Annotated in this window: 20 protein-coding genes and 1 pseudogene; 11 read left to right on the plus strand and 10 right to left on the minus strand. The window is 69.3% G+C overall.

The window, feature by feature from the left end; translation table 11 throughout:
- Positions 1 to 13 precede the first annotated feature (13 nt).
- From B0I29_RS07885 to hutH, 6 genes are read left to right on the plus strand one after another with little or no spacing between them, the layout of a single operon-like run.
- Entirely contained in the window at positions 14 to 838 is an 825-nt protein-coding gene (locus B0I29_RS07885) for a MurR/RpiR family transcriptional regulator (protein ID WP_111648231.1), read from the plus strand.
- Positions 839 to 852: 14 nt separating this feature from the next.
- Positions 853 to 2484 (plus strand): urocanate hydratase, encoded by a 1632-nt coding sequence (gene hutU / locus B0I29_RS07890; protein WP_111648232.1) that lies wholly within the window; start codon positions 853 to 855, stop codon positions 2482 to 2484.
- Positions 2481 to 3635 carry an allantoate amidohydrolase gene (locus tag B0I29_RS07895; protein ID WP_111648233.1) on the plus strand — a complete coding sequence of 385 codons (1155 nt, stop codon included), beginning with the start codon at positions 2481 to 2483 and terminating at the stop codon, positions 3633 to 3635. Before hutU ends, B0I29_RS07895 begins: the two co-directional genes overlap by 4 nt.
- The gene (locus B0I29_RS07900; RefSeq protein ID WP_111648234.1) at positions 3632 to 4930 is read left to right on the plus strand and encodes a formimidoylglutamate deiminase; all 1299 of its coding nucleotides are present in this window, start codon (positions 3632 to 3634) and stop codon (positions 4928 to 4930) included. The genes B0I29_RS07895 and B0I29_RS07900 overlap by 4 nt, the downstream gene beginning before the upstream one ends.
- On the plus strand, positions 4927 to 6075 hold the full coding sequence (gene hutI, locus B0I29_RS07905) for an imidazolonepropionase (protein ID WP_111648235.1): 1149 nt from the start codon (positions 4927 to 4929) through the stop codon (positions 6073 to 6075). The genes B0I29_RS07900 and hutI overlap by 4 nt, the downstream gene beginning before the upstream one ends.
- Complete coding sequence (gene hutH, locus B0I29_RS07910; RefSeq protein WP_111648236.1) at positions 6072 to 7607, plus strand: histidine ammonia-lyase; 1536 nt, start codon at positions 6072 to 6074, stop codon at positions 7605 to 7607. Before hutI ends, hutH begins: the two co-directional genes overlap by 4 nt.
- Here the strand turns inward: hutH and B0I29_RS07915 are convergent.
- The 5 genes from B0I29_RS07915 to B0I29_RS07935 form a co-directional block, all read right to left on the minus strand.
- Positions 7604 to 8848 (minus strand): ATP-binding protein, encoded by a 1245-nt coding sequence (locus B0I29_RS07915; protein ID WP_111648237.1) that lies wholly within the window; start codon positions 8846 to 8848, stop codon positions 7604 to 7606. The genes hutH and B0I29_RS07915 overlap by 4 nt on opposite strands.
- A 183-nt stretch (positions 8849 to 9031) precedes the next feature.
- Positions 9032 to 9646 carry an RdgB/HAM1 family non-canonical purine NTP pyrophosphatase gene (gene rdgB, locus B0I29_RS07920; protein ID WP_111648238.1) on the minus strand — a complete coding sequence of 205 codons (615 nt, stop codon included), beginning with the start codon at positions 9644 to 9646 and terminating at the stop codon, positions 9032 to 9034.
- The gene (rph, locus tag B0I29_RS07925; RefSeq protein WP_111648239.1) at positions 9643 to 10371 is read right to left on the minus strand and encodes a ribonuclease PH; all 729 of its coding nucleotides are present in this window, start codon (positions 10369 to 10371) and stop codon (positions 9643 to 9645) included. Before rph ends, rdgB begins: the two co-directional genes overlap by 4 nt.
- Before the next feature lie 10 nt (positions 10372 to 10381).
- Positions 10382 to 11608, minus strand: coding sequence for a glycosyltransferase (locus B0I29_RS07930; RefSeq protein WP_111648240.1), 1227 nt, complete (start codon positions 11606 to 11608; stop codon positions 10382 to 10384).
- Positions 11609 to 11674: 66 nt separating this feature from the next.
- Positions 11675 to 12421, minus strand: coding sequence for an MBL fold metallo-hydrolase (locus B0I29_RS07935; protein ID WP_111648241.1), 747 nt, complete (start codon positions 12419 to 12421; stop codon positions 11675 to 11677).
- Positions 12422 to 12706: 285 nt separating this feature from the next.
- Between B0I29_RS07935 and B0I29_RS07940 the strand changes: the two genes are divergently transcribed.
- Positions 12707 to 13090: a hypothetical protein gene (locus B0I29_RS07940; RefSeq protein WP_111648242.1), complete on the plus strand. Its 384-nt coding sequence runs from the start codon at positions 12707 to 12709 to the stop codon at positions 13088 to 13090.
- An 8-nt stretch (positions 13091 to 13098) separates the two neighbouring features.
- Here B0I29_RS07940 and B0I29_RS07945 read toward each other — a convergent pair whose 3' ends face one another.
- From B0I29_RS07945 to clpS, 5 genes and pseudogenes are all read right to left on the minus strand, one after another.
- Positions 13099 to 14064 (minus strand): PLP-dependent cysteine synthase family protein, encoded by a 966-nt coding sequence (locus B0I29_RS07945; protein WP_111648243.1) that lies wholly within the window; start codon positions 14062 to 14064, stop codon positions 13099 to 13101.
- Positions 14065 to 14069: 5 nt separating this feature from the next.
- Entirely contained in the window at positions 14070 to 14384 is a 315-nt protein-coding gene (locus B0I29_RS07950; protein ID WP_111648244.1) for a MoaD family protein, read from the minus strand.
- 63 nt (positions 14385 to 14447) lie between these two features.
- Positions 14448 to 14938: pseudogene (locus B0I29_RS07955) on the minus strand (M67 family metallopeptidase).
- Between the two features lie 59 nt (positions 14939 to 14997).
- Positions 14998 to 15498: a DUF2017 domain-containing protein gene (locus tag B0I29_RS07960; RefSeq protein ID WP_111648660.1), complete on the minus strand. Its 501-nt coding sequence runs from the start codon at positions 15496 to 15498 to the stop codon at positions 14998 to 15000.
- A 48-nt stretch (positions 15499 to 15546) separates the two neighbouring features.
- A complete protein-coding gene (gene clpS / locus B0I29_RS07965) occupies positions 15547 to 15837 on the minus strand; it encodes an ATP-dependent Clp protease adapter ClpS (protein ID WP_111648246.1) in 291 nt (96 codons plus the stop codon).
- Positions 15838 to 15954: 117 nt separating this feature from the next.
- Between clpS and B0I29_RS07970 the strand changes: the two genes are divergently transcribed.
- The 4 genes from B0I29_RS07970 to B0I29_RS07985 are packed head-to-tail and all read left to right on the plus strand — an operon-like array spanning position 15955 to position 18975.
- On the plus strand, positions 15955 to 17241 hold the full coding sequence (locus B0I29_RS07970) for a nicotinate phosphoribosyltransferase (RefSeq protein WP_111648247.1): 1287 nt from the start codon (positions 15955 to 15957) through the stop codon (positions 17239 to 17241).
- Between the two features lie 10 nt (positions 17242 to 17251).
- Positions 17252 to 17830 (plus strand): isochorismatase family protein, encoded by a 579-nt coding sequence (locus tag B0I29_RS07975; RefSeq protein WP_111648248.1) that lies wholly within the window; start codon positions 17252 to 17254, stop codon positions 17828 to 17830.
- A complete protein-coding gene (locus B0I29_RS07980) occupies positions 17817 to 18311 on the plus strand; it encodes a GNAT family N-acetyltransferase (RefSeq protein ID WP_111648249.1) in 495 nt (164 codons plus the stop codon). Before B0I29_RS07975 ends, B0I29_RS07980 begins: the two co-directional genes overlap by 14 nt.
- A 4-nt stretch (positions 18312 to 18315) precedes the next feature.
- Positions 18316 to 18975: a GNAT family N-acetyltransferase gene (locus tag B0I29_RS07985; protein WP_111648250.1), complete on the plus strand. Its 660-nt coding sequence runs from the start codon at positions 18316 to 18318 to the stop codon at positions 18973 to 18975.
- The last annotated feature ends 4 nt before the right edge of the window (positions 18976 to 18979 follow it).

Genomic DNA, 18979 nt, shown 5'->3' on the forward strand with positions numbered 1-18979 from the left:
ATAAGCTGCGAGAGTGAATGACGGAGTAGTCAAGCTCGTTCAGGGCGCTCGGCTCACCCCGACCCAGCGGCGGATCGCGCACTGTCTGGTGGAGCACGGGGCGAAGGCGGCGTACCTGTCGGCGGCTGAGGTGGCTGAGCTGGCTGGGGTCAGTCAGCCGTCGGTGACCCGGTTCGCGATGGCGCTCGGCTACTCCGGTTACCCGGCGCTGCGGCGGGAGCTGCGCACGCTGACCGACGGCGAGCCCGCCGAGCCGGCCGGGCGGAACGCCATGCAGCGGGCCGTCGCGGCCGAGACCGATCACCTGCGCCGCCTCGGTGAGCAGCTGGACCGGCTGGACGACGTGCGGGCCGCTGCCGAGCTGCTGGTCGCGAGCCGGCCTCTGCCGGTGCTGGGTCTGCGTGCCGCCGCGCCGCTGGCCGCGTACTTCGGCTATTTCGCCGCCAAGGCGTTCCCGGACGTGCGGGTGCTCGACGGCGGTGGCACCAGCCTGCTGGACCGGCTCGATCAGGCCCGCGCGGCCGGTGCCAGTGCGATGCTGGCGATCGTGCTCCCCCGGTACCCGCGAGAGACAGTGGAAGCGGTACGCGAGGCCAAGGCGGCCGGCCTCGCCGTGGTGGCGATCACCGACTCGGCGGTCAGCCCGGTCGCCGAGTCGGCCGACGTGGTGCTGCCCGCGGCCGTGGGCACCCAGTTGGTCTTCGACCTGCACACCGGCCCGATGGCGATGGCCATGGTCCTGCTGCAGGCGATGTGCGACGCGGCGCCGGAGCCGGTGCAGCGCCGCCTTGAGCAGTTCGAAGCGACAGCCGCTCAGCGGCACATATTTCTGGCGTGACAGGAGAGCCGACAATGTCCGAGATTCGCGCGCCGCGCGGTACGTCGTACACCGCTCAGGGCTGGCCGCAAGAAGCCGCCAAGCGCATGTTGATGAACAACCTCGACCCGGATGTGGCCGAGAGGCCGCAGGACCTGGTGGTCTACGGCGGCACCGGCAAGGCGGCCCGCGACTGGCCGTCGTTCCACGCGATCGTCCGCGAGCTGGACGTGCTCAAGGATGACGAGACGCTGCTGGTGCAGTCCGGCAAGCCGGTCGGCGTGCTGCGCACCCACGAGTGGGCACCGCGTGTGCTGATCGCGAACTCGAACCTGGTCGGCGACTGGGCCAACTGGCCCGAGTTCCGCCGCCTGGAGCACCTGGGCCTGACCATGTACGGCCAGATGACCGCCGGCTCGTGGATCTACATCGGCACACAGGGCATCCTGCAGGGCACGTACGAGACGTTCGCCGCCGTGGCGGCCAAGCGCTTCAACGGCACCCTCGCCGGGACGCTGACCCTGACCGGCGGCTGCGGCGGCATGGGTGGCGCGCAGCCGCTGTCGGTCACCATGAACGGCGGCGTCTGCCTGATCGTCGACGTGGACCGGACGCGGCTGCAGCGCCGGGTCGACACCCGCTACCTGGATGTCATCGCCGACAACCTGGATGAAGCGGTGAAAATCGCGCTGGCCGCCAAGAAGGACCGCAAGGCCCTCAGCGTCGGTGTCGTCGGCAACGCGGCTCTCGTCTTCCCTGAGCTCCTGGTCAAGGGCGTCGAGATCGACATCGTCACCGACCAGACCAGCGCGCACGACCCGCTGAGCTATCTGCCGGTCGGTGTCGAGCTGGAGGACTCCGCCGAGCTGGCCCGCACCAAGCCCGAGGAGTACACCGACCGGGCCCGGGCCAGCATGGCGAAGCAGGTCGCCGCGATGGTCGGGTTCATGGATGCCGGCGCCGAGGTCTTCGATTACGGCAACTCGATCCGTGGCGAGGCGCAGCTGGCCGGTTTCACCCGGGCGTTCGACTTCCCCGGGTTCGTTCCGGCGTACATCCGGCCGCTGTTCGCCGAGGGCAAGGGGCCGTTCCGCTGGGCGGCGCTCTCCGGCGACCCGGCCGACATCGCCGCCACCGACAAGGCGATGCTCGACCTGTTCCCGGAGAACGAGCACCTGGCCCGCTGGATCAAGATGGCCGGCGAGCGGGTCGCGTTCCAGGGGCTTCCGGCCCGGATCTGCTGGCTGGGGTACGGCGAACGGGACAAGGCCGGTGTCCGGTTCAACGACATGGTGGCTTCCGGAGAGCTGAAGGCGCCTCTCGTGATCGGCCGGGACCACTTGGACTCGGGTTCGGTGGCGTCGCCGTACCGGGAGACCGAGTCGATGCTCGACGGCTCCGACGCGATCGCCGACTGGCCGCTGCTGAACGCCCTGGTGAACACGGCGAGCGGTGCCAGCTGGGTCTCGATCCATCACGGCGGCGGTGTCGGCATCGGCCGCAGCATCCACGCCGGTCAGGTGTGTGTCGCCGACGGCACCGCCCTCGCCGGGCAGAAGATCGAGCGGGTGCTCACCAACGACCCGGCGATGGGTGTGCTGCGGCACGTCGACGCCGGTTACCAGTCCGACTCGGCGGACGGCGTGCACATCCCGATGGCCCGATGAGCGCGTTCACCCACCTCTGGAACCAGATCGCGCCGATCGGCCGGGCGGCCAGCGGCGGTTACCTGCGGTATGCGCTGACCGAGCCGGAGTTGACGCTGCGCGACTGGTTTCGCTCTCAGGCCGCGCGAAGAGACATGCTGGTCACCGACGACGGCAATGGGAATCTCTTCGCATGGCGGGGCGAACCGTGGGCGCCGGGAACGGTTCTCACCGGATCGCATTTCGACTCGGTTCCGCACGGTGGCGGCTATGACGGGCCACTCGGAATCGTCAGTGCATTTCTCGCCGCCGATAAAATAGACAAGTCACGAAAAATTGCAATCGCCGCCTTTGTCGAAGAAGAGGGCGGGCGGTTCGGCGTACCGTGTCTGGGGTCTCGGCTGCTGACCGGCGCGATCGCGCCGCAGCAGGCCGCAGCGCTCGAAGATCGCGATGGCGTCTCGTTCGGTCAGGCTCTGGGTTCGACGCCGTCCGGCGCGCAGCTCGACAAGGTCAAGAACCTGAAGGCGTTCGTCGAGCTGCACGTCGAGCAGGGGCGGGCGCTCGACGTGCCGGTCGGGGTGGCGTCCGCGATCTGGCCGCACGGGCGCTGGCGGATGGACTTCGCCGGGGTCGGTGACCATGCCGGGACGACTCGGATGGCCGATCGGCACGACCCGATGCTGACGTTCGCGTTCACCGTGCTCGCGGCCAACAAGGAGGCCCGGCTCACCGGTGCGCACGCCACCGTCGGGCGGGTGCAGGTCGAGCCGAATGCCACCAACGCGATCCCGTCGCTGGTCCGCGGCTGGCTCGACGCCCGCGCCGCCGACACCGCCACGCTGGACCGGCTGGTCGACGGGGTGGTCCGCAAGGCGACCGAGCGGGCCGGGCGGGACGGCACGACGTTCACGATCAGCCCCGAGTCGGTGACCGGTGAGGTCGCGTTCGACACGGCGCTGGCCGAGCGGCTCGCCAAGACGCTGGGTGACGCCCCGATCCTGCCGACCGGCGCCGGGCACGACGCCGGGGTGCTCTCCGCGCACATCCCGACCGCGATGCTCTTCGTGCGCAACCCGACCGGGGTGTCACACTCGCCGGCCGAGTACGCGGAGGACGCCGATTGTGAGGCCGGGATCGAAGCGCTCGCCAAGGTGCTGGAGGAGCTGTGATCTTCTCTGCTGAGCACGCCTGGGTCGGCGGCAAGGTAGAACGGAACGTCCGCATCGAGGTGACCGACGGGCGGATCACCGACGTCGCCCTGAATGCCAACAAAACCGGCACGCTCCTCCACGGCCTCGTTCTTCCCGGCTTCGCCAACGCGCACTCGCACGCCTTTCACCGGGCGCTGCGCGGGCGCACCCACGGCGATCGCGGCAGCTTCTGGACCTGGCGGGAGCTGATGTACCAGGTGGCCGGCCGGCTCGACCCGGACAGCTACTTCGCGCTGGCCAAGGCGGTTTACGGCGAGATGGCTCTCGCCGGGATCACCAGTGTCGGCGAGTTCCATTACCTGCACCACGGGCCGGACGGTGTCGCTTACTCCGACCCGAACGCGATGGGCAACGCGCTCATCGCGGCCGCCCGCGAGGCCGGGATCCGGATCACGCTGCTGGACGCGGTCTATCTGACCGCCGGTGTCGACGGCAAGCCTCTCGAAGGCGTGCAGCGGCGGTTCGGCGACGGCGACTACGACGGCTGGCACACCCGGTTCGAGCAGCTGAAAGGCGGCGACGGCGTCAAGATCGGCGCGGCTCTGCACTCGGTACGGGCGGCGCCCGCCGACGGCATGGCGACGTTCGCGCAGCGCACCGACGGGCTCCCGGTGCACGTCCACCTCTCCGAGCAGCCGGCCGAGAACGAGGCCTGCCAGGCCGTGCACGGCTGCTCCCCCACCGAGCTGCTGGAAAGGATGGGCGTCTGGCAGCCGATGACCACAGCGGTGCACGCCACCCACCTGTCCGCCGCCGACATCACGATCCTGGGCCGGGAGCACTACGCCTGCTTCTGCCCGACGACCGAAAGGGATCTGGCCGACGGCATCGGACCGGCACGGACCCTCGCCGACGCCGGCGCGATCCTCACCCTGGGCAGCGACAGCCACGCCGTCATCGACATCTTCGAGGAGGCGCGCGGCGTCGAACTCGACGAACGGCTCGCCACCCGGCAGCGCGGTCATTTCAGCGCCGCCGAGCTGCTGACCGCGGCGACCAGCGCCGGGCACGCCTCGCTCGGCTGGAGCGACGCCGGCGAGATCGCGGTCGGTCAGCGGGCCGATCTGGTCGCCGTCGCACTGGACAGCGTCCGCACCGCCGGGATCGACCCCGGCGGCCTGATCTTCGCGGCCACCGCCGCCGACGTCACCGACGTGATCGTGGACGGGCGGCCGATCGTCACCGAGGGCAAGCATCGTGCCATGGACGTCCCCCGGGCCCTTCGAGAATCGATCGCTGAGGTGTTGTCATGAGTCTTGTCGTCACCAGCATCGGTGAGCTGGTCACCAACGATCCGCACCTCGGCATCGTGCACGACGCGGCCGTCGTGGTCGAAGGCGACCGGATCGCCTGGATCGGGCCGTCGTCGCAGGCGCCGGACGCCGACTCGCGCCTCGACGCGGACGGCGCCGCAGTGCTGCCCGGTTTCGTCGACAGCCACGCCCACCTGGTCTTTGCCGGGGATCGGGCGGCCGAGTTCGGCGCGCGGATGGCCGGTCAGCCGTACACCGGCGGCGGGATCCGGACCACCGTCGCCGCGACGCGCGCGGCGTCCGACGAAGATCTGCGCCGCAACGCGCGGCGCCTGGTCAGCGAAGCGCTGCGGCAAGGGACCACCACGATCGAGATCAAATCCGGGTACGGCCTGAGCGTGGCCGAAGAAGCCAGGTCCCTGCGCCTGGCCGCCGAGATCGTCGAGGAGACCACGTTCCTCGGCGCGCACGTGGTCCCGGCCGAGTACGCGGGCCGCGCCGACGAATACGTCGACCTGGTCCGTGGCGAGATGCTGGACGCCGCCGTGCCGTACGCGAAATGGGTCGACGTGTTCTGCGACCGTGGCGCGTTCGACGGCGACCAGGCCCGCTCGATCCTGAAGGCCGGCGCCGAACGTGGCCTCGGGCTGCGGCTGCACGCCAACCAGCTCGGCCACGGGCCCGGCGTGCAACTCGCTGTGGAACTGGGCGCCGCCAGCGCCGACCACTGCACCCACCTCGACGACGCCGACGTGGCCGCTCTTGCCGGGTCGGACACCGTCGCCACGCTGCTGCCCGGTGCCGAGTTCTCCACCCGGTCTCCGTACCCGGACGCGCGGCGGCTGCTCGACGCCGGTGCCACTGTCGCCCTCGCCACCGACTGCAACCCCGGTTCGTCGTACACGTCCTCGATGCCGTTCTGCATCGCGCTGGCCGTACGGGAAATGCGCATGACCCCCGCGGAGGCCGTCTTCGCGGCAACCGCCGGTGGGGCCGCGGCCCTGCGTCGCGACGACCTCGGCGTCGTCCGGGTCGGCGCCCGCGCTGACCTGGTCATCCTCGACGCGCCCTCACACGTGCACCTGGCCTACCGGCCCGGTGTTCCCCTGATCCGCACCATTCTGCACAACGGAGTGCCGCAGTGACCGTCATCGTCCAGCCCACCGGCGTCAGCGCCGCCGACGTCATCGCCGTAGCCCGCGGCGACGCCCAGGTCGAGATCTCCCCCGCCGCTGTCGAAGCGATGGCCACCAGCCGTGCCATCGTCGACGGCATCGAGGCGTCCGGCCGGCCCGTGTACGGCGTGTCCACCGGATTCGGCGCGCTCGCCAACACCTCCATCGCCCCGGAACGCCGGGCCGAACTCCAGCACGCGCTGATCCGCTCGCACGCGGCCGGGATCGGCGCGCCGATGCCCCGCGAAGTCGTCCGGGCCATGATGCTGCTGCGGGTGCGATCCCTTGCCCTGGGCCGCTCCGGCGTCCGGCCGGTCCTCGCCCAGGGCCTCGTCGACCTGCTCAACCACGACCTCACCCCGTGGGTGCCGGAGCACGGCTCGCTCGGTGCCTCCGGTGACCTGGCTCCCCTCGCCCACTGCGCGATCGTGCTGCTCGGCGAAGGCTGGGTGCTCGGCAAGGACGGCTCCCGGCTGTCCGCCGCCGAGGCGCTGCGCACGGCCGGGCTGCAGCCGCTGGAACTGGCCGCCAAGGAGGGCCTCGCGCTGATCAACGGCACCGACGGCATGCTCGGCATGCTGCTGCTGGCGATCGCCGACGCGTCGCACCTGTTCGCCATGGCCGACGTGACCACCGCGCTCGCGATCGAGGCGATGCTCGGCTCGGAACGGCCGTTCCTGCCCGAGCTGCACAGCATCCGCCCGCACCCGGGCCAGGCCGCGTCCGCCGCGAACATCCATCGGCTGCTGCAGGACTCGGCGATCATGGACTCGCACCGGGATGACCTGGCGCATGCCGTGCAGGACGCGTACTCGATGCGGTGTGCCCCGCAGGTGGCAGGCGCGGCCCGGGACACTCTCGACTTCGTCAGCGTGGTCGCCGGCCGGGAACTGGTGTCGGTCGTGGACAACCCGGTGGTGCTGCCGGACGGCCGGGTCGAGTCGACCGGCAACTTCCACGGGGCGCCGCTCGGATTCGCCGCCGACTATCTGGCGATCGCCGCGTCCGAGGTGGGTGCCATCGCCGAACGCCGGGTCGACCGGCTGCTCGACGTGACCCGCTCCCGCGACCTGCCGCCGTTCCTCTCCCCGGACGCCGGGGTGAACTCGGGCCTGATGATCGCGCAGTACACCGCTGCCGGGATCGTCGCCGAGAACCGGCGGCTCGCCTCACCGGCGTCGGTCGACTCGCTGCCGACCAGTGGCATGCAGGAGGACCACGTCTCGATGGGCTGGGCCGCGGCGAAGAAGCTGCGGATCGTCCTGGACAACCTGACCAGCCTGCTCGCCGTGGAACTGCTGTCCGCGGTCCGCGGGTTGCAGCTGCGAGCGCCGCTGGCTCCGTCGCCGGCCGGCCGGGCCGCGGTCGCGGCGGTGACGCCGTTCGCGGGCGGACCGGGTCCGGACGTCTTCCTGGCGCCGGTGCTGGAGTCGGCGCGGGCCGTGGTCAGCGGGCCGGAACTGCGCGCCGCCATCGAGGAGGCGGTCGGCCAGCTCCGCTAGATCTCCCAGAGAGCGCTGACCGGCAGGGCACGCATCCGATCACCAAACGGCAGTGTGGTCGTGCCGGTGTAGAGCACGATTCCGGCGAGCAGGTCGTCACCAAGTCGCTCGGCGAGTTTGCGCAGCCCGGCGAAGTCGTCGGACCGGACCGTCGACGCCGCCTTGACCTCGATGGCGACGACCTGCCGCTGCCGGTTCTCCAGGATGACGTCGACCTCGACCTTCTGCTGGTCGCGGTAGTGGTACAGATCAACGAGCTGGTCCGACCAGGTGGCCTGGCGGGCCAGCTCGGACACCACGAATCCCTCCAGCAACTGCCCGAACGGCTGCCCGGGGCGCAGTAGCTGGTGTGCGTCGATCGCCAGTTGCTGAGCGGCGATTCCCGAGTCGACGAAGACCAGTTTCGGGGCGTGGGTCGCCCGGCTCCCCAGGTTCCGCGACCAGCCAGGTATCCGCTTGACCAGGAAGACCTCTTCGAGCAACCGCAGATATCGGGCAATGGTGGGCCGGCTCAGCTGGAGATCGGACTCCAGTGCCCCGGCCGCGATCAGAGTGGCGGAGCGGGCGGCGAGCAGGCGTACGAGTGTCCGCAGCGCGGGTGCCTGCTCGATCCGCGCCAGCTCCTGCACGTCCCGGTCGATGAGGGCCTGGACGTAGCTGTCCAGGAAGCGGCCCCGGCGGCGCGGATCATTGCGTGCCACGGCCTCGGGCAGTCCACCACGGACGATGCGCGCCGCGTAGTCAGCACGGCTGATCGCGGACTCGTGACGAAGGTCCGGTCCTTGTGCGAACACCGCGTCGATGAAGCCGTCCGGTGCCCCGTCGATCTCCCCCTGCGAGAACGGCCAGAGCTCGACCGTTTCCATCCGCCCGGGCAGTGCGTCCGGGGCGCCACGCATCCCGAACAACCGCGACGACCCGGTAAGCAGGAACCGGCCGGGACGAGGGTCCTCGTCGACGGTCGCCTTGATGGCGAGCAGCAGCTCGGGAACCCGCTGAATCTCATCAATCATCATGAGATCCCCGAAGGAAACGAAGCCGGTCGGATCCGCGATCGCCGCGGCACGATCCTGCTCACGGTCCAGGTCACGGCGCTCCACCGACCGGTCCCCGGCGAGCACCCGAACAAGAGTGCTCTTGCCGGCCTGGCGCGCACCACTGATCAGGACGACTCTGGTGTCCTCCAACGCGGCGGACACCAGCTTCTGTGCGCGGCGTGGTACCAGGTGCGTAGCGGTCACGGCACCGAGACTACCGGGCCGGACTTTCGATTCGCGAGCGTTCGACTTTCGATTTGCGGGCGCTTGGCTTTCGATTTGCGGCGGGGTCGGCTTTCGATTTGCGAGCGGTTGGCTTTCGATTCGCGGCAGGGCCGTTTGCGCGTACCCAAGGAGGGGCGTGCGCGGCGGGTCCTGCCGCGACCGTCAGCGGGGTAGTTCTTTGGCGATGACCTTGGCGAGCTCGCGGAAGGCCTTGCCGCGGTGGCTGATCGCGTCCTTCTCGGCGGGGGTGAGCTCGGCGTTGGTGCGCTGCTGGCCGTCGCCGATGAAGATCGGGTCGTAACCGAAGCCGCCCTCGCCGCGGCGGCTGCGCAGCAGCGTGCCGGTCTGGCGGCCCTCGACCAGGTGCTCGCGGCCGTTCGGCAGGACCAGGGCCGCGGCGCAGACGAACGCACCGCCGCGCTGCTCGTCGGAGACGTCGGAGATCTGCGCCAGCACCAGGTCCAGGTTGGCCTGGTCGTCGCCGTGCTTGCCGGACCAGCGGGCGCTGAAGACGCCGGGCATGCCGTTAAGCGCGTTCACCGCGATGCCGGAGTCGTCGGCCACCGTGGGCAGGCCGGTGCGTTTCGCGCCCTCACGGGCCTTGATCAGCGCGTTCTCGCCGAACGTCAGACCGGTCTCCGGCACGTCCGGGTAACCCGGGAAGTCGCCGATGCCGGCCAGGTCGATCTGGGCACGGCCGAGAGCGGCGTCCAGGATGCGCTGGAGCTCGGCGAGCTTCTTCTTGTTACCGGTCGCGAGCAGCAGCCGGGCGCTCACGCGGCCAGAGCCTTCTGCTGAGCGGCCGCCAACTCGGAGCAACCGAGCACACCGAGGTCGAGCATCGCGTCCATCTGGGCTCGTTTGAACACGCCGTTCTCCCCGGTGCCCTGCACCTCGACGAAGTCTCCGCCGGCGGTGCAGACGATGTTCATGTCGACCTCGGCGGCGACGTCTTCGAGGTACATCAGGTCGAGGCGCGGCTCGCCGTCGACGATGCCGACGCTGACCGCCTGGATCGAGGTGTGCAGCACCTTGTCCACCTTGCCGGCGAGCGACTTGCGCCCGGACAGCCAGGTCACCGCGTCGTGCAGAGCGACATAGGCCCCGGTGATCGCGGCGGTGCGAGTGCCGCCGTCGGCCTGGAGCACGTCGCAGTCGAGGACGATCGAATTTTCCCCGAGCGCCTTGAGGTCGATGCAGGCACGCAGGCTGCGGCCGATCAGCCGGGAGATCTCTTGGGTACGCCCACCGAGCTTGCCCTTGACACTTTCCCGATCGCCACGAGTGTTCGTCGCCCGGGGCAGCATCGAGTACTCAGCCGTTACCCAGCCCTGGCCCGAGCCCTTGCGCCAGCGCGGCACCCCCTCGGTGACACTCGCGGTGCAGAGCACTCGGGTGTTGCCGAACTCCACAAGGACCGAGCCCTCGGGATGGATGCTCCAATGCCGGGAAAGCGTCACCGGTCGCAGCTGGTCGGCCGTACGGCCGTCGGGTCGCGCCATGCCCCCAACCCTATGCGTAACGCGCCGCGCCGGCTTCGTCCGCCCCGGGCTTCCGGCTCGGCGGCACCGCGGAGCGCATCAGCGGCGCGGCAGGACGCAACAGAGCGGCCACGCGGACCGCCGCCGGTGACGGCTCCGGGATCGCGTCGTGGGCCCGCAGGAAGCCTTCCACAGCGGCCGGCCAGCCGAAGTTCTCGGCGCGGGCGCGGGCCGCCGCACGGCGTTCCACCCGGGGACGTTCCATCAGGTTGCTGACCGCGTCGGCGAACGCGTCAGCGGTGCCCGGCACGGCGATGCCGGCGTCGCCGACCACCTCGGGCAGGGCGCTCTGCTCGTTCACCACGACCGGTGTGCCGCAGGCCAGCGACTCCAGCGCGGTCAGGCCGAACGTCTCCACCGGCCCGGGCGCGAGGGTCACGTCCGCGCTGGCGAGCAGCGCGGCCACGTCGGCGCGGTCGGAGATGTGCCCGGCGAAGCGAACCGGCAGCCGGGCACCCCGGTACGCCAGAGCGGTGCGCCGAGTGCCGTCACCAGCCATCACGAGGACCGCCGGGATCTTGCCGTTGCGCAGCGCGGCGACCGCGTCGACGGCCAGCTCCGGCCGTTTCGCCGCGGACAGGCGGCTGGCGTAGACGAGCAGCAGTTCGTCGGGTCGTGCGTACCGGGAGCGGACGTTGACGTCCATCCGGCTCGGGTGGAAGAGGTCGAGGTCGACGCCGAGCGGAACCTCCACCAGGTTCGGCACGTCCAGCCGGCGGAACTCGGCGGCGGCGAACGAGGTGGTGCAGACGATCGTGTCGAAGGCCTCGGCGGTACGCCTGTTGAACCGGTCGGCGAGGGCGTCGCGTTTCGGCATGCCCCAGACGCCGAGGACGCCGGCCAGGCTCTCGTGCGAGACCATCATCGACGGCACGCCGCGTTGCCGGGCCCAGTTGCCGGTCCAGCGCAGCGTGGTGCGGTCGGAGACCTCGATCCGGTCCGGCTCCAGGCTGTCCAGCAGCTTCGTGATCTCACGCCGGCCGGCGAGCACCCGGTAACCACCGGTGCGCGGCAGCGGCGCGCTGGGCAGGGTGATGACCCGGCCCTGCTTGGTCATCTTGTCCGAGTGCCGACGGCCCGGAATGATCAGAACGGCTTCGTGCCCGGCCTGCTGGTAACCGCGGCCGAGCTGGCGCAGAGCGGTGCGCAGACCGCCGGTGTGCACCGTTACGAAGTTGGCCAGGCGAACGATGCGCAATGCGACAACTCCAAGATCACGACCCGTGGTGCATCGGTGCAGCCGACTCCGCCCCCGCACTCCGGCTCAGAGATCGTATCTGGCCCCGGGGCGGACGACTTCGACCGGTCCCGCGTACGCGGCGCTGGCCGCTTCCACAATAGATGCCTCGCTGGCCCAAGCCGGCACCAGATGGGTCAGCAGCAGGCGCCCGACGTCCGCTTTGGTGGCCGCTTCGCCCGCCTCGCCACCGGTCAGGTGCAGGTCAGGCGGGTTGGGGGCGCCGTCGAGGTAACTCGCCTCACAGAGAAACAGATCGGCACCCGCGGCCAGCCGCAAAAGGGCGTCACACGGCGCGGTGTCCGACGAGTACGCCAGAACCCGCCCGTTGTGCTCGACCCGGACCCCGTAGGTCTCGACGGGGTGGTTGACCCGATCGACAGTGACGGTCAGCGGGCCGATCGGGAACGTGCCCGGCTGAAGTCCGTAGAACGTGTAGACGTCGTCGACCGGCTCGCCCTCGGTGCTGTACGCCGCGGCGATCCGCTCGGCGGCGCCCAGCGGCGCGTAGACCGGCACCGGCGGCAGCGGGCCGGCCGGGTCGTAACGGCGGACCACGACGTAGGTGCACGCGTCCAGCATGTGATCGCAATGCAGGTGGGTGAGCAGGATCGCGTCGATCTTGCGCATGTCCGAGTACCGCTGAAGCGCGGACAACGAACCGGAACCGAAGTCGATCAAGAGTCGGTATCCCTCGGCCTCCACGAGATAGGCCGAACATGCCGACTCGGGGCCGGGGAAACTGCCGGCACAACCGAGAACGGTCAGTCGCATGCGGTTTCCTCTGGCTCACATCGGGTCGAACAACACCGGGTTACCCACGCCGTTGTCCACTCCCCGCCCGACGGGTCTGCGCTTGACTTGTCAGACCAGTCAATCACGGTGCGAAGCGTACGCCCCGACCAGCGCTTCGCGGAAACAACTGATCGATTTGTCGTCAAATCGACAACGTATGTCACAAGCACCGTGACCTCGGTCATCACGATTTCTACCGTCACGTCCGGTGACCTCTTGGCGTTGCTCAGGGTAGTACGTCGAAGGTCATCTGATGGAGGCGACGTGACCGCGGTCGAGCAGACCCGCACTACCCGTACCGAGCCCGTGGAAAACGCCCCGATTCTCGCTTCTGGCGACGATCCCGGCGTCTTCCGTTTCCCTGCTCCGGAGGATCCGGCACCCCGCCTCGCCAAGATCCTTGCGATGGCGCTGTACGGCACCGCGCTCGGTCTCACCGGCGTCGGCGTCGGCCTTTACGCGGTGATCGCCGTCTTCGGAGGCGCGCCCGGCTGGTATCTGCCGGTACTGGGTCTGCTCACGGTGCTGAGCGTGGTGCCGACAGCGGCCGCGTTCCTCGCCATCCACGAGCGGAACCTGCCGTGGTGGCTGCTGTTCGCGGCCGCGCCGCCGATGGCCGCCGCCGTGGCAGTGGCCATCTCTTACTAGGCCCTTCCTCAGGCCCAGAGCTGCCCTTCGAGGGCTTCTTCCGCGTCGTTCAGCGTGCCGCCGTACGCGCCCGTCGACAGGTATTTCCAGCCGCCGTCGGCGATCACGAAGGCCACGTCGGCACGCTCGCCCTTCTTGACCGCGTCGTGCGCCACGGCAAGCGCCGCGTGCAGGATCGCGCCGCTGGAGAAGCCCGCGAAGATGCCCTCGACCTCGACCAGCTGACGGGTACGCAGAACCGCGTCCCGAGTGCCGACCGAGAACCGCCGGGTGAGCACCGAGGCGTCGTACAGCTCCGGGACGTAACCCTCGTCGATGTTGCGCAGGCCGTAGACCAGTTCGCCGTACCGAGGCTCGGCCGCGACGATCTGGATGCCCTCGACCTTCTCCCTCAGGAACCGGCCGGTGCCCATCAGGGTGCCGGTGGTGCCCAGGCCCGCCACGAAGTGCGTGATCGTCGGCAGGTCGTGCAGCAGTTCCGGACCGGTGGTCTCGTAGTGCGCACGGGCGTTCGCCTCGTTGCCGTACTGATAAAGCATCTTCCAGTCGGGATGCTCGGCGGCGATCTGCTTCGCGGTCGCGACGGCCTGGTTCGAGCCGCCGGCGGCCGGCGAGAAGATGATCTCAGCGCCGTACATCCGGAGGATCTGAATGCGCTCGCCCGAGACGTTCTCCGGCATCACGCAGACCAGCCGGTAACCGCGCAGTTTGGCCACCATCGCCAGGGCGATGCCGGTGTTGCCGCTTGTCGGTTCCAGGATGGTGTCACCGGGACGCAGGTGGCCGGACTCCTCGGCCTCGCGGACCATGAACAGCGCCGCGCGGTCCTTGATGCTGCCCGTCGGGTTCCGGTCCTCGAGCTTCGCCCAGAGCCGCACCGGCGGCGCCCCTTCGGGCACCACCGGGGACAGCCGGGGCAGGCCGACGAGCGGCGTGCCCCCGCATGCGTCGAGAAGGCTCTCGTAACGAGCCATGATTCTTAGAGCCCGAGGTACGCGGCCGCGGCCGCGAAGCCCAGGGCGCCACCCGCGACGGCCGGCAGGATGGTGATCGAGTCGCCGTCCTTGACCTTCGCGTCGAGCGCGCCGAGGAAGCGGACGTCCTCGTCGTTGACGTAGATGTTCACGAACCGGTGCAGGTTGCCCTCGGTCGTGATGAGCCGGCCCTTGAGGCCGTTGTGCTTGGCGTCGAGGTCGTCGATCAGGCCGGAGAGCGTGTCGCCCGCACCCTCGACGATCTTCGAACCGCCGGTGTAGCTGCGCAGGATGGTGGGTACGCGGACTTCGATAGCCATGACTGCATTGCTCCTAAAGAGTGTCGTTCACGAGGGAAAAGCAAAACGGGTCGGGACGGTCGCTCAGCGACACTCGTAGACCACCGACACCGGGCTCTGCCCGAACATGCACGACTGCACGGCACTCACCTTCACGCGTCCACCGTCGCATCCACGATGTTGACCTTTTCTTCGGTCACCACACCGTCCACGATACGGAACGATCGGATCTCTTCCGCATCCGGCTCACGGGTCGAGACGAGGAGATAGTGCGCGTCCGGCCAACCGGCGATGTCCGCGTCGGTCCGCGACGGGTACGCCTCGGTCGCGGTGTGCGAGTGGTAGATCACCACTGCTTCCTCGTCGCGGTCGTCCATCTCGCGCCAAACCCGCAGGTATTCCATCGAGTCGAACTCGTAGAACGTCATCGAGCGGGCCGCGTTGTCCATCGCGATGTGCCGGCTGGGAACGTCGCTGCCGATCGGCCCGGCGACGACGCCGCAAGCCTCGTCCGGGTGGTCCCGGCGGGCATGGGCGACGATCGCGTCGATGATCGCCTTGTCGATGGTCAGCACAGCGTTCACATTACCGAAGTATTTCGGCCGGCCGGGCGTGGCAGTGCACACACCGGCAGCTACTTGATCTCCGGCAGAGCGTTCAGCAGCGACTCCTGGAGATAACCCAGGTACGCGTAGACCGACAGCTGGAAGACCCGGCTGGAACCCGCGTCCTCAAGGACCGCGTCGTCCAGCTCCTCGCCCAGATCGGTGTCGGCCTGGATCTCCAGACGGGTGCCCATCGCCAGCCGGGCGTCGTTGATCGCCCGGAGCCAGGCCTCGGCGGCCTCGCCGTCCAGGCGTACCTCACCCTCGCCCTCGTCCGGCAGGGCCGCGAGGATCGCGCCGGCCTGGTCGATCTTGCCGGTCTTGAGATCGCCCTCGGTGTAGAGGCGGAACTCCTGCGAGTCGTCCGGCAGCTCCGGATAGATGTCCGGAAAGAGCCGGGACACCACCGGATCGGTGTGATCCATACCCTCGGTCAGCAGACCGACCACTTCGGCGGCCACTTTCCGCAGCACGCGTACCTCGTCGTGCTCGAAGGTGGCCACACATTGACCGCCGACGCGTCGGAACATGCTCTTCCCCACCCGCTTTTTGTTGGCCGGCTCTGCGTACAGGCTTGATCAGGCCCGGTCGACCGTAGCCCAGAGACCGTATCCGTGCAGTTGGTTGGCGTCCATTTCCATGCGCTCCCGGGCGCCGGTGGAAACCACCGCCTTGCCCTTGGTGTGCACATCCATCATCAGCTGCTCCGCCTTCTCCTTGCTGTAGCCGAAGAGCTTCTGAAAGACCCAGGTCACGTACGACATGAGGTTGACCGGGTCGTCCCAGACGACGGTCACCCACGGCCGGTCAGCAGCCTGTTCTTCCTCGATCTCCGGCGTCTCGACGGGAGCGACCTGTGGTAACGCCATGCCCCCATGTTGCCACCGGATTCGGCGGATCGGTGAACCGGAGCGCCGAACCGCAGGTCAGGAACCGTTCCGCGCCCGCGCGCCGCAGTTGTCGGTCCGGCGCAATAGGGTAGGTCCGTGGAGACGAGCACCCCCGCCTTGATGACGGATCACTACGAGCTGACCATGATCAGCGCCGCGCTCAAGGACGGGACAGCGTCACGCTCCTGCGTCTTCGAGGTCTTCTCCCGCCGGTTGCCCACCGGCCGGAGGTACGGCGTGGTGGCCGGCACCGGCCGTCTGATCGAGCTGCTGAAGGATTTCCGGTTCGACCCGGCCGAGGTCGGTTACCTGCGCTCGGCCGGCATCGTGGACGAGACGACCGCCGCCTGGCTGACGAGTTACCGCTTCACCGGCGACGTCGAGGGTTACCCCGAGGGTGAGCTCTTCTTCCCCGGTTCGCCGATCCTGACCGTTTCCGGCACATTCGCCGAGTGCGTGGTGCTGGAGACGCTGATCCTGTCGGTGCTCAACCACGACAGCGCCATCGCGGCGGCCGCGGCCCGCATGGTCACGGCGGCACGGGGTCGTCCGATCATTGAGATGGGCTCTCGGCGTACCCATGAGCATGCGGCTGTCGCGGCCGCGCGCGCGGCCTATCTCGCGGGTTTCGCCTCGACGTCGAACCTCGCGGCCGGCCGCGCCTACGGCATTCCGACCACCGGCACGTCGGCGCACGCGTTCACACTGCTGCACGACGACGAGCCGACCGCGTTCGCCTCGCAGGTGGCGGCCCTCGGCAAGAACACCACGCTGCTCGTCGACACGTACGACATCAGCCAGGGCATCCGCAACGCGATCGCCGTCGCCGGGCCCGATCTGCGAGCCGTGCGAATCGACTCGGGCGACCTGTCGGTGCTGGCCCAGCACTCCCGTGAGCTGCTGGACTCGCTCGGCGCCACCGAGACGAAGATCATCGTCTCGGGCGACATGGATGAGTACTCGATCGCCACCCTCGCCGCTGAGCCCGTCGACATGTACGGCGCCGGCACCGCGGTGGTCACCGGCTCCGGCGCGCCCACCGCCGGCCTCGTCTACAAGCTCGTCGAGGTCGACGGCCGCCCGGTCGTGAAACGCTCCGAGAACAAGGCGACCGTCGGCGGCCGCAAGATCGCCGTCCGCCGGCACAAGCCGACCGGCACCGCCATCGAGGAGATCATCTACTCCCAGGGCGTGCCCGACCACCAGGCCAACGACCGCATGCTCCAGCAGTCCTTCATCACCGGCGGCGAGGTTCAGCCGATGCCGTCGCTGGTCGAGTCCCGCGAGCACCTGCGGCAGTGCCTGATCTCCATCCCGTGGGAGGGCCTCAAGCTCTCCTCCGGCGATCCCGCCATCCCCGTAGTCATAGTTCCCACCGCATAGGGGTTTCGCTGTGTCTCGTGCGCTGATCATCGTCGACGTTCAGAACGACTTCTGCGAAGGTGGCTCGCTGGCCGTTGCCGGCGGCGCCGCGGTCGCCAAGGGCATCTCGCTGGTGCTCGACAAGGCCGGCAAGCGATGGGACCACGTCGTCGCCACCAAGGACTGGCACATCGACCCGGGCTCCCACTTCAGCGACAACCCCGACTACGTCGACTCCTGGCCGGTGCACTGCGTGGCCGGCTCCACCGGTTCGGAATTCCACCCCGAGCTCACCACCGACCGCATCGAAGCCGTCTTCCACAAGGGCGAATACGAGGCGGCGTACTCCGGCTTCGAAGGCCGCTCCGAGTCAGGCGAAACCCTCGCAGCCTGGCTGCAAGGCAAGGGAGTCACCGACGTCGAGGTCGTGGGCATCGCGACAGACCATTGCGTACGCGCAACCGCCCTGGACGCCGTCACAGCGGGATTCGGGACGACGGTGGTCCTGGAGCTGACCGCCGGCGTCGCCCGGGCCACCACCGACAGCGCTCTGGAGCAGCTGCGCGCCGCTTCGGTCGCCACGACGGGCTCGCCGGTTGTCGACGCTTGAGATAAGGCCGTTCACCGACGCGGACTGGCCTTCCGTCTGGGAGATCATCAACGAGGTCGTCCAGGCTCAGGAGACTTTCGTTTACGACCCTTCCCTGGATTCCGCGGGCGCCCGCGGGATGTGGATCGAGCGGCCGCCGGGTCTGACGGTGGTGGCCTGTCTTCTTGGAAGAGTTGTCGGGACGGCCAAAATGGGCCCGAACCGGGGTGGACCCGGAAGTCACGTCGCCACGGCCAGTTTCATGGTCGCGGCGTCCGCCCGGGGCCGTGGTGTCGGTACCGCGCTGACCTCGTTCGCCATCGACTGGGCACGGCGCTCCGGTTACGCGGCCATGCAGTTCAACGCCGTCGTGGAGACCAACAAATCCGCCGTCGAGCTGTACCAGCGCCTCGGCTTCCAGATCATCGGCACGGTGCCGCGTTCGTTCGAGCACCCCTCGCACGGGCGGGTCGGCCTGCACCTGATGCATCTGGAATTCTGAACCGATGCTCGTCGATCTCTGGCCGTTCTTCGGCCTCGTCGTCCACACACCCCGCCTGGAGTTGCGCCTGCCCCGCGAGGAGGAGCTGGCCACGCTCGCCGAGGTGGCTCGCCGGGGCGCTTTCCAGCCCGGTGAGCAGCCGTTCCTCACCCCGTGGGGCGACGGCACCCCGGACGGACGAGCACGGGCCGTGCTGACCGGCCAGTGGAGTGCCCTCGCCGGTTGGAAGGCTTCGCGGTGGGAGCTGCCGCTCGCCGCCTTCGTGGACTCCTCCCCCATCGGGATGGTCGCCCTGATGGGCCGCGACTTCCCGGTGGTCCGCCAAGTGAGCACCTGGTCGTGGCTAGGGCTTTCACACCACGGTCTTGGGTACGGGACTGAGGCGCGGGCCGGGCTGCTCGCACTTGCTTTCGATCATCTGGGTGCGGCGTCCGCGCGTACCGACGTCTTCCAGGACAACCACGCCTCCCAGGCGGTGTCCCGCAAGCTGGGCTACGAGCCGGACGGCATCTCGATCGACGCCCGCGGCGACGAGGCCCTGATCTCCGACCGCCTGCGCCTGACCCGTTCACGCTGGGCGGCTCTCCCGCAGATCCCGGTGGCGGTCTCAGGCCTGGAACCCTGCCTGTCGTGGTTCGGCGATCATTTTTCCCAGGAGGGATGATCAA

The organism is Actinoplanes lutulentus, from assembly GCF_003259845.1.
Classification (GTDB): domain Bacteria; phylum Actinomycetota; class Actinomycetes; order Mycobacteriales; family Micromonosporaceae; genus Actinoplanes; species Actinoplanes lutulentus.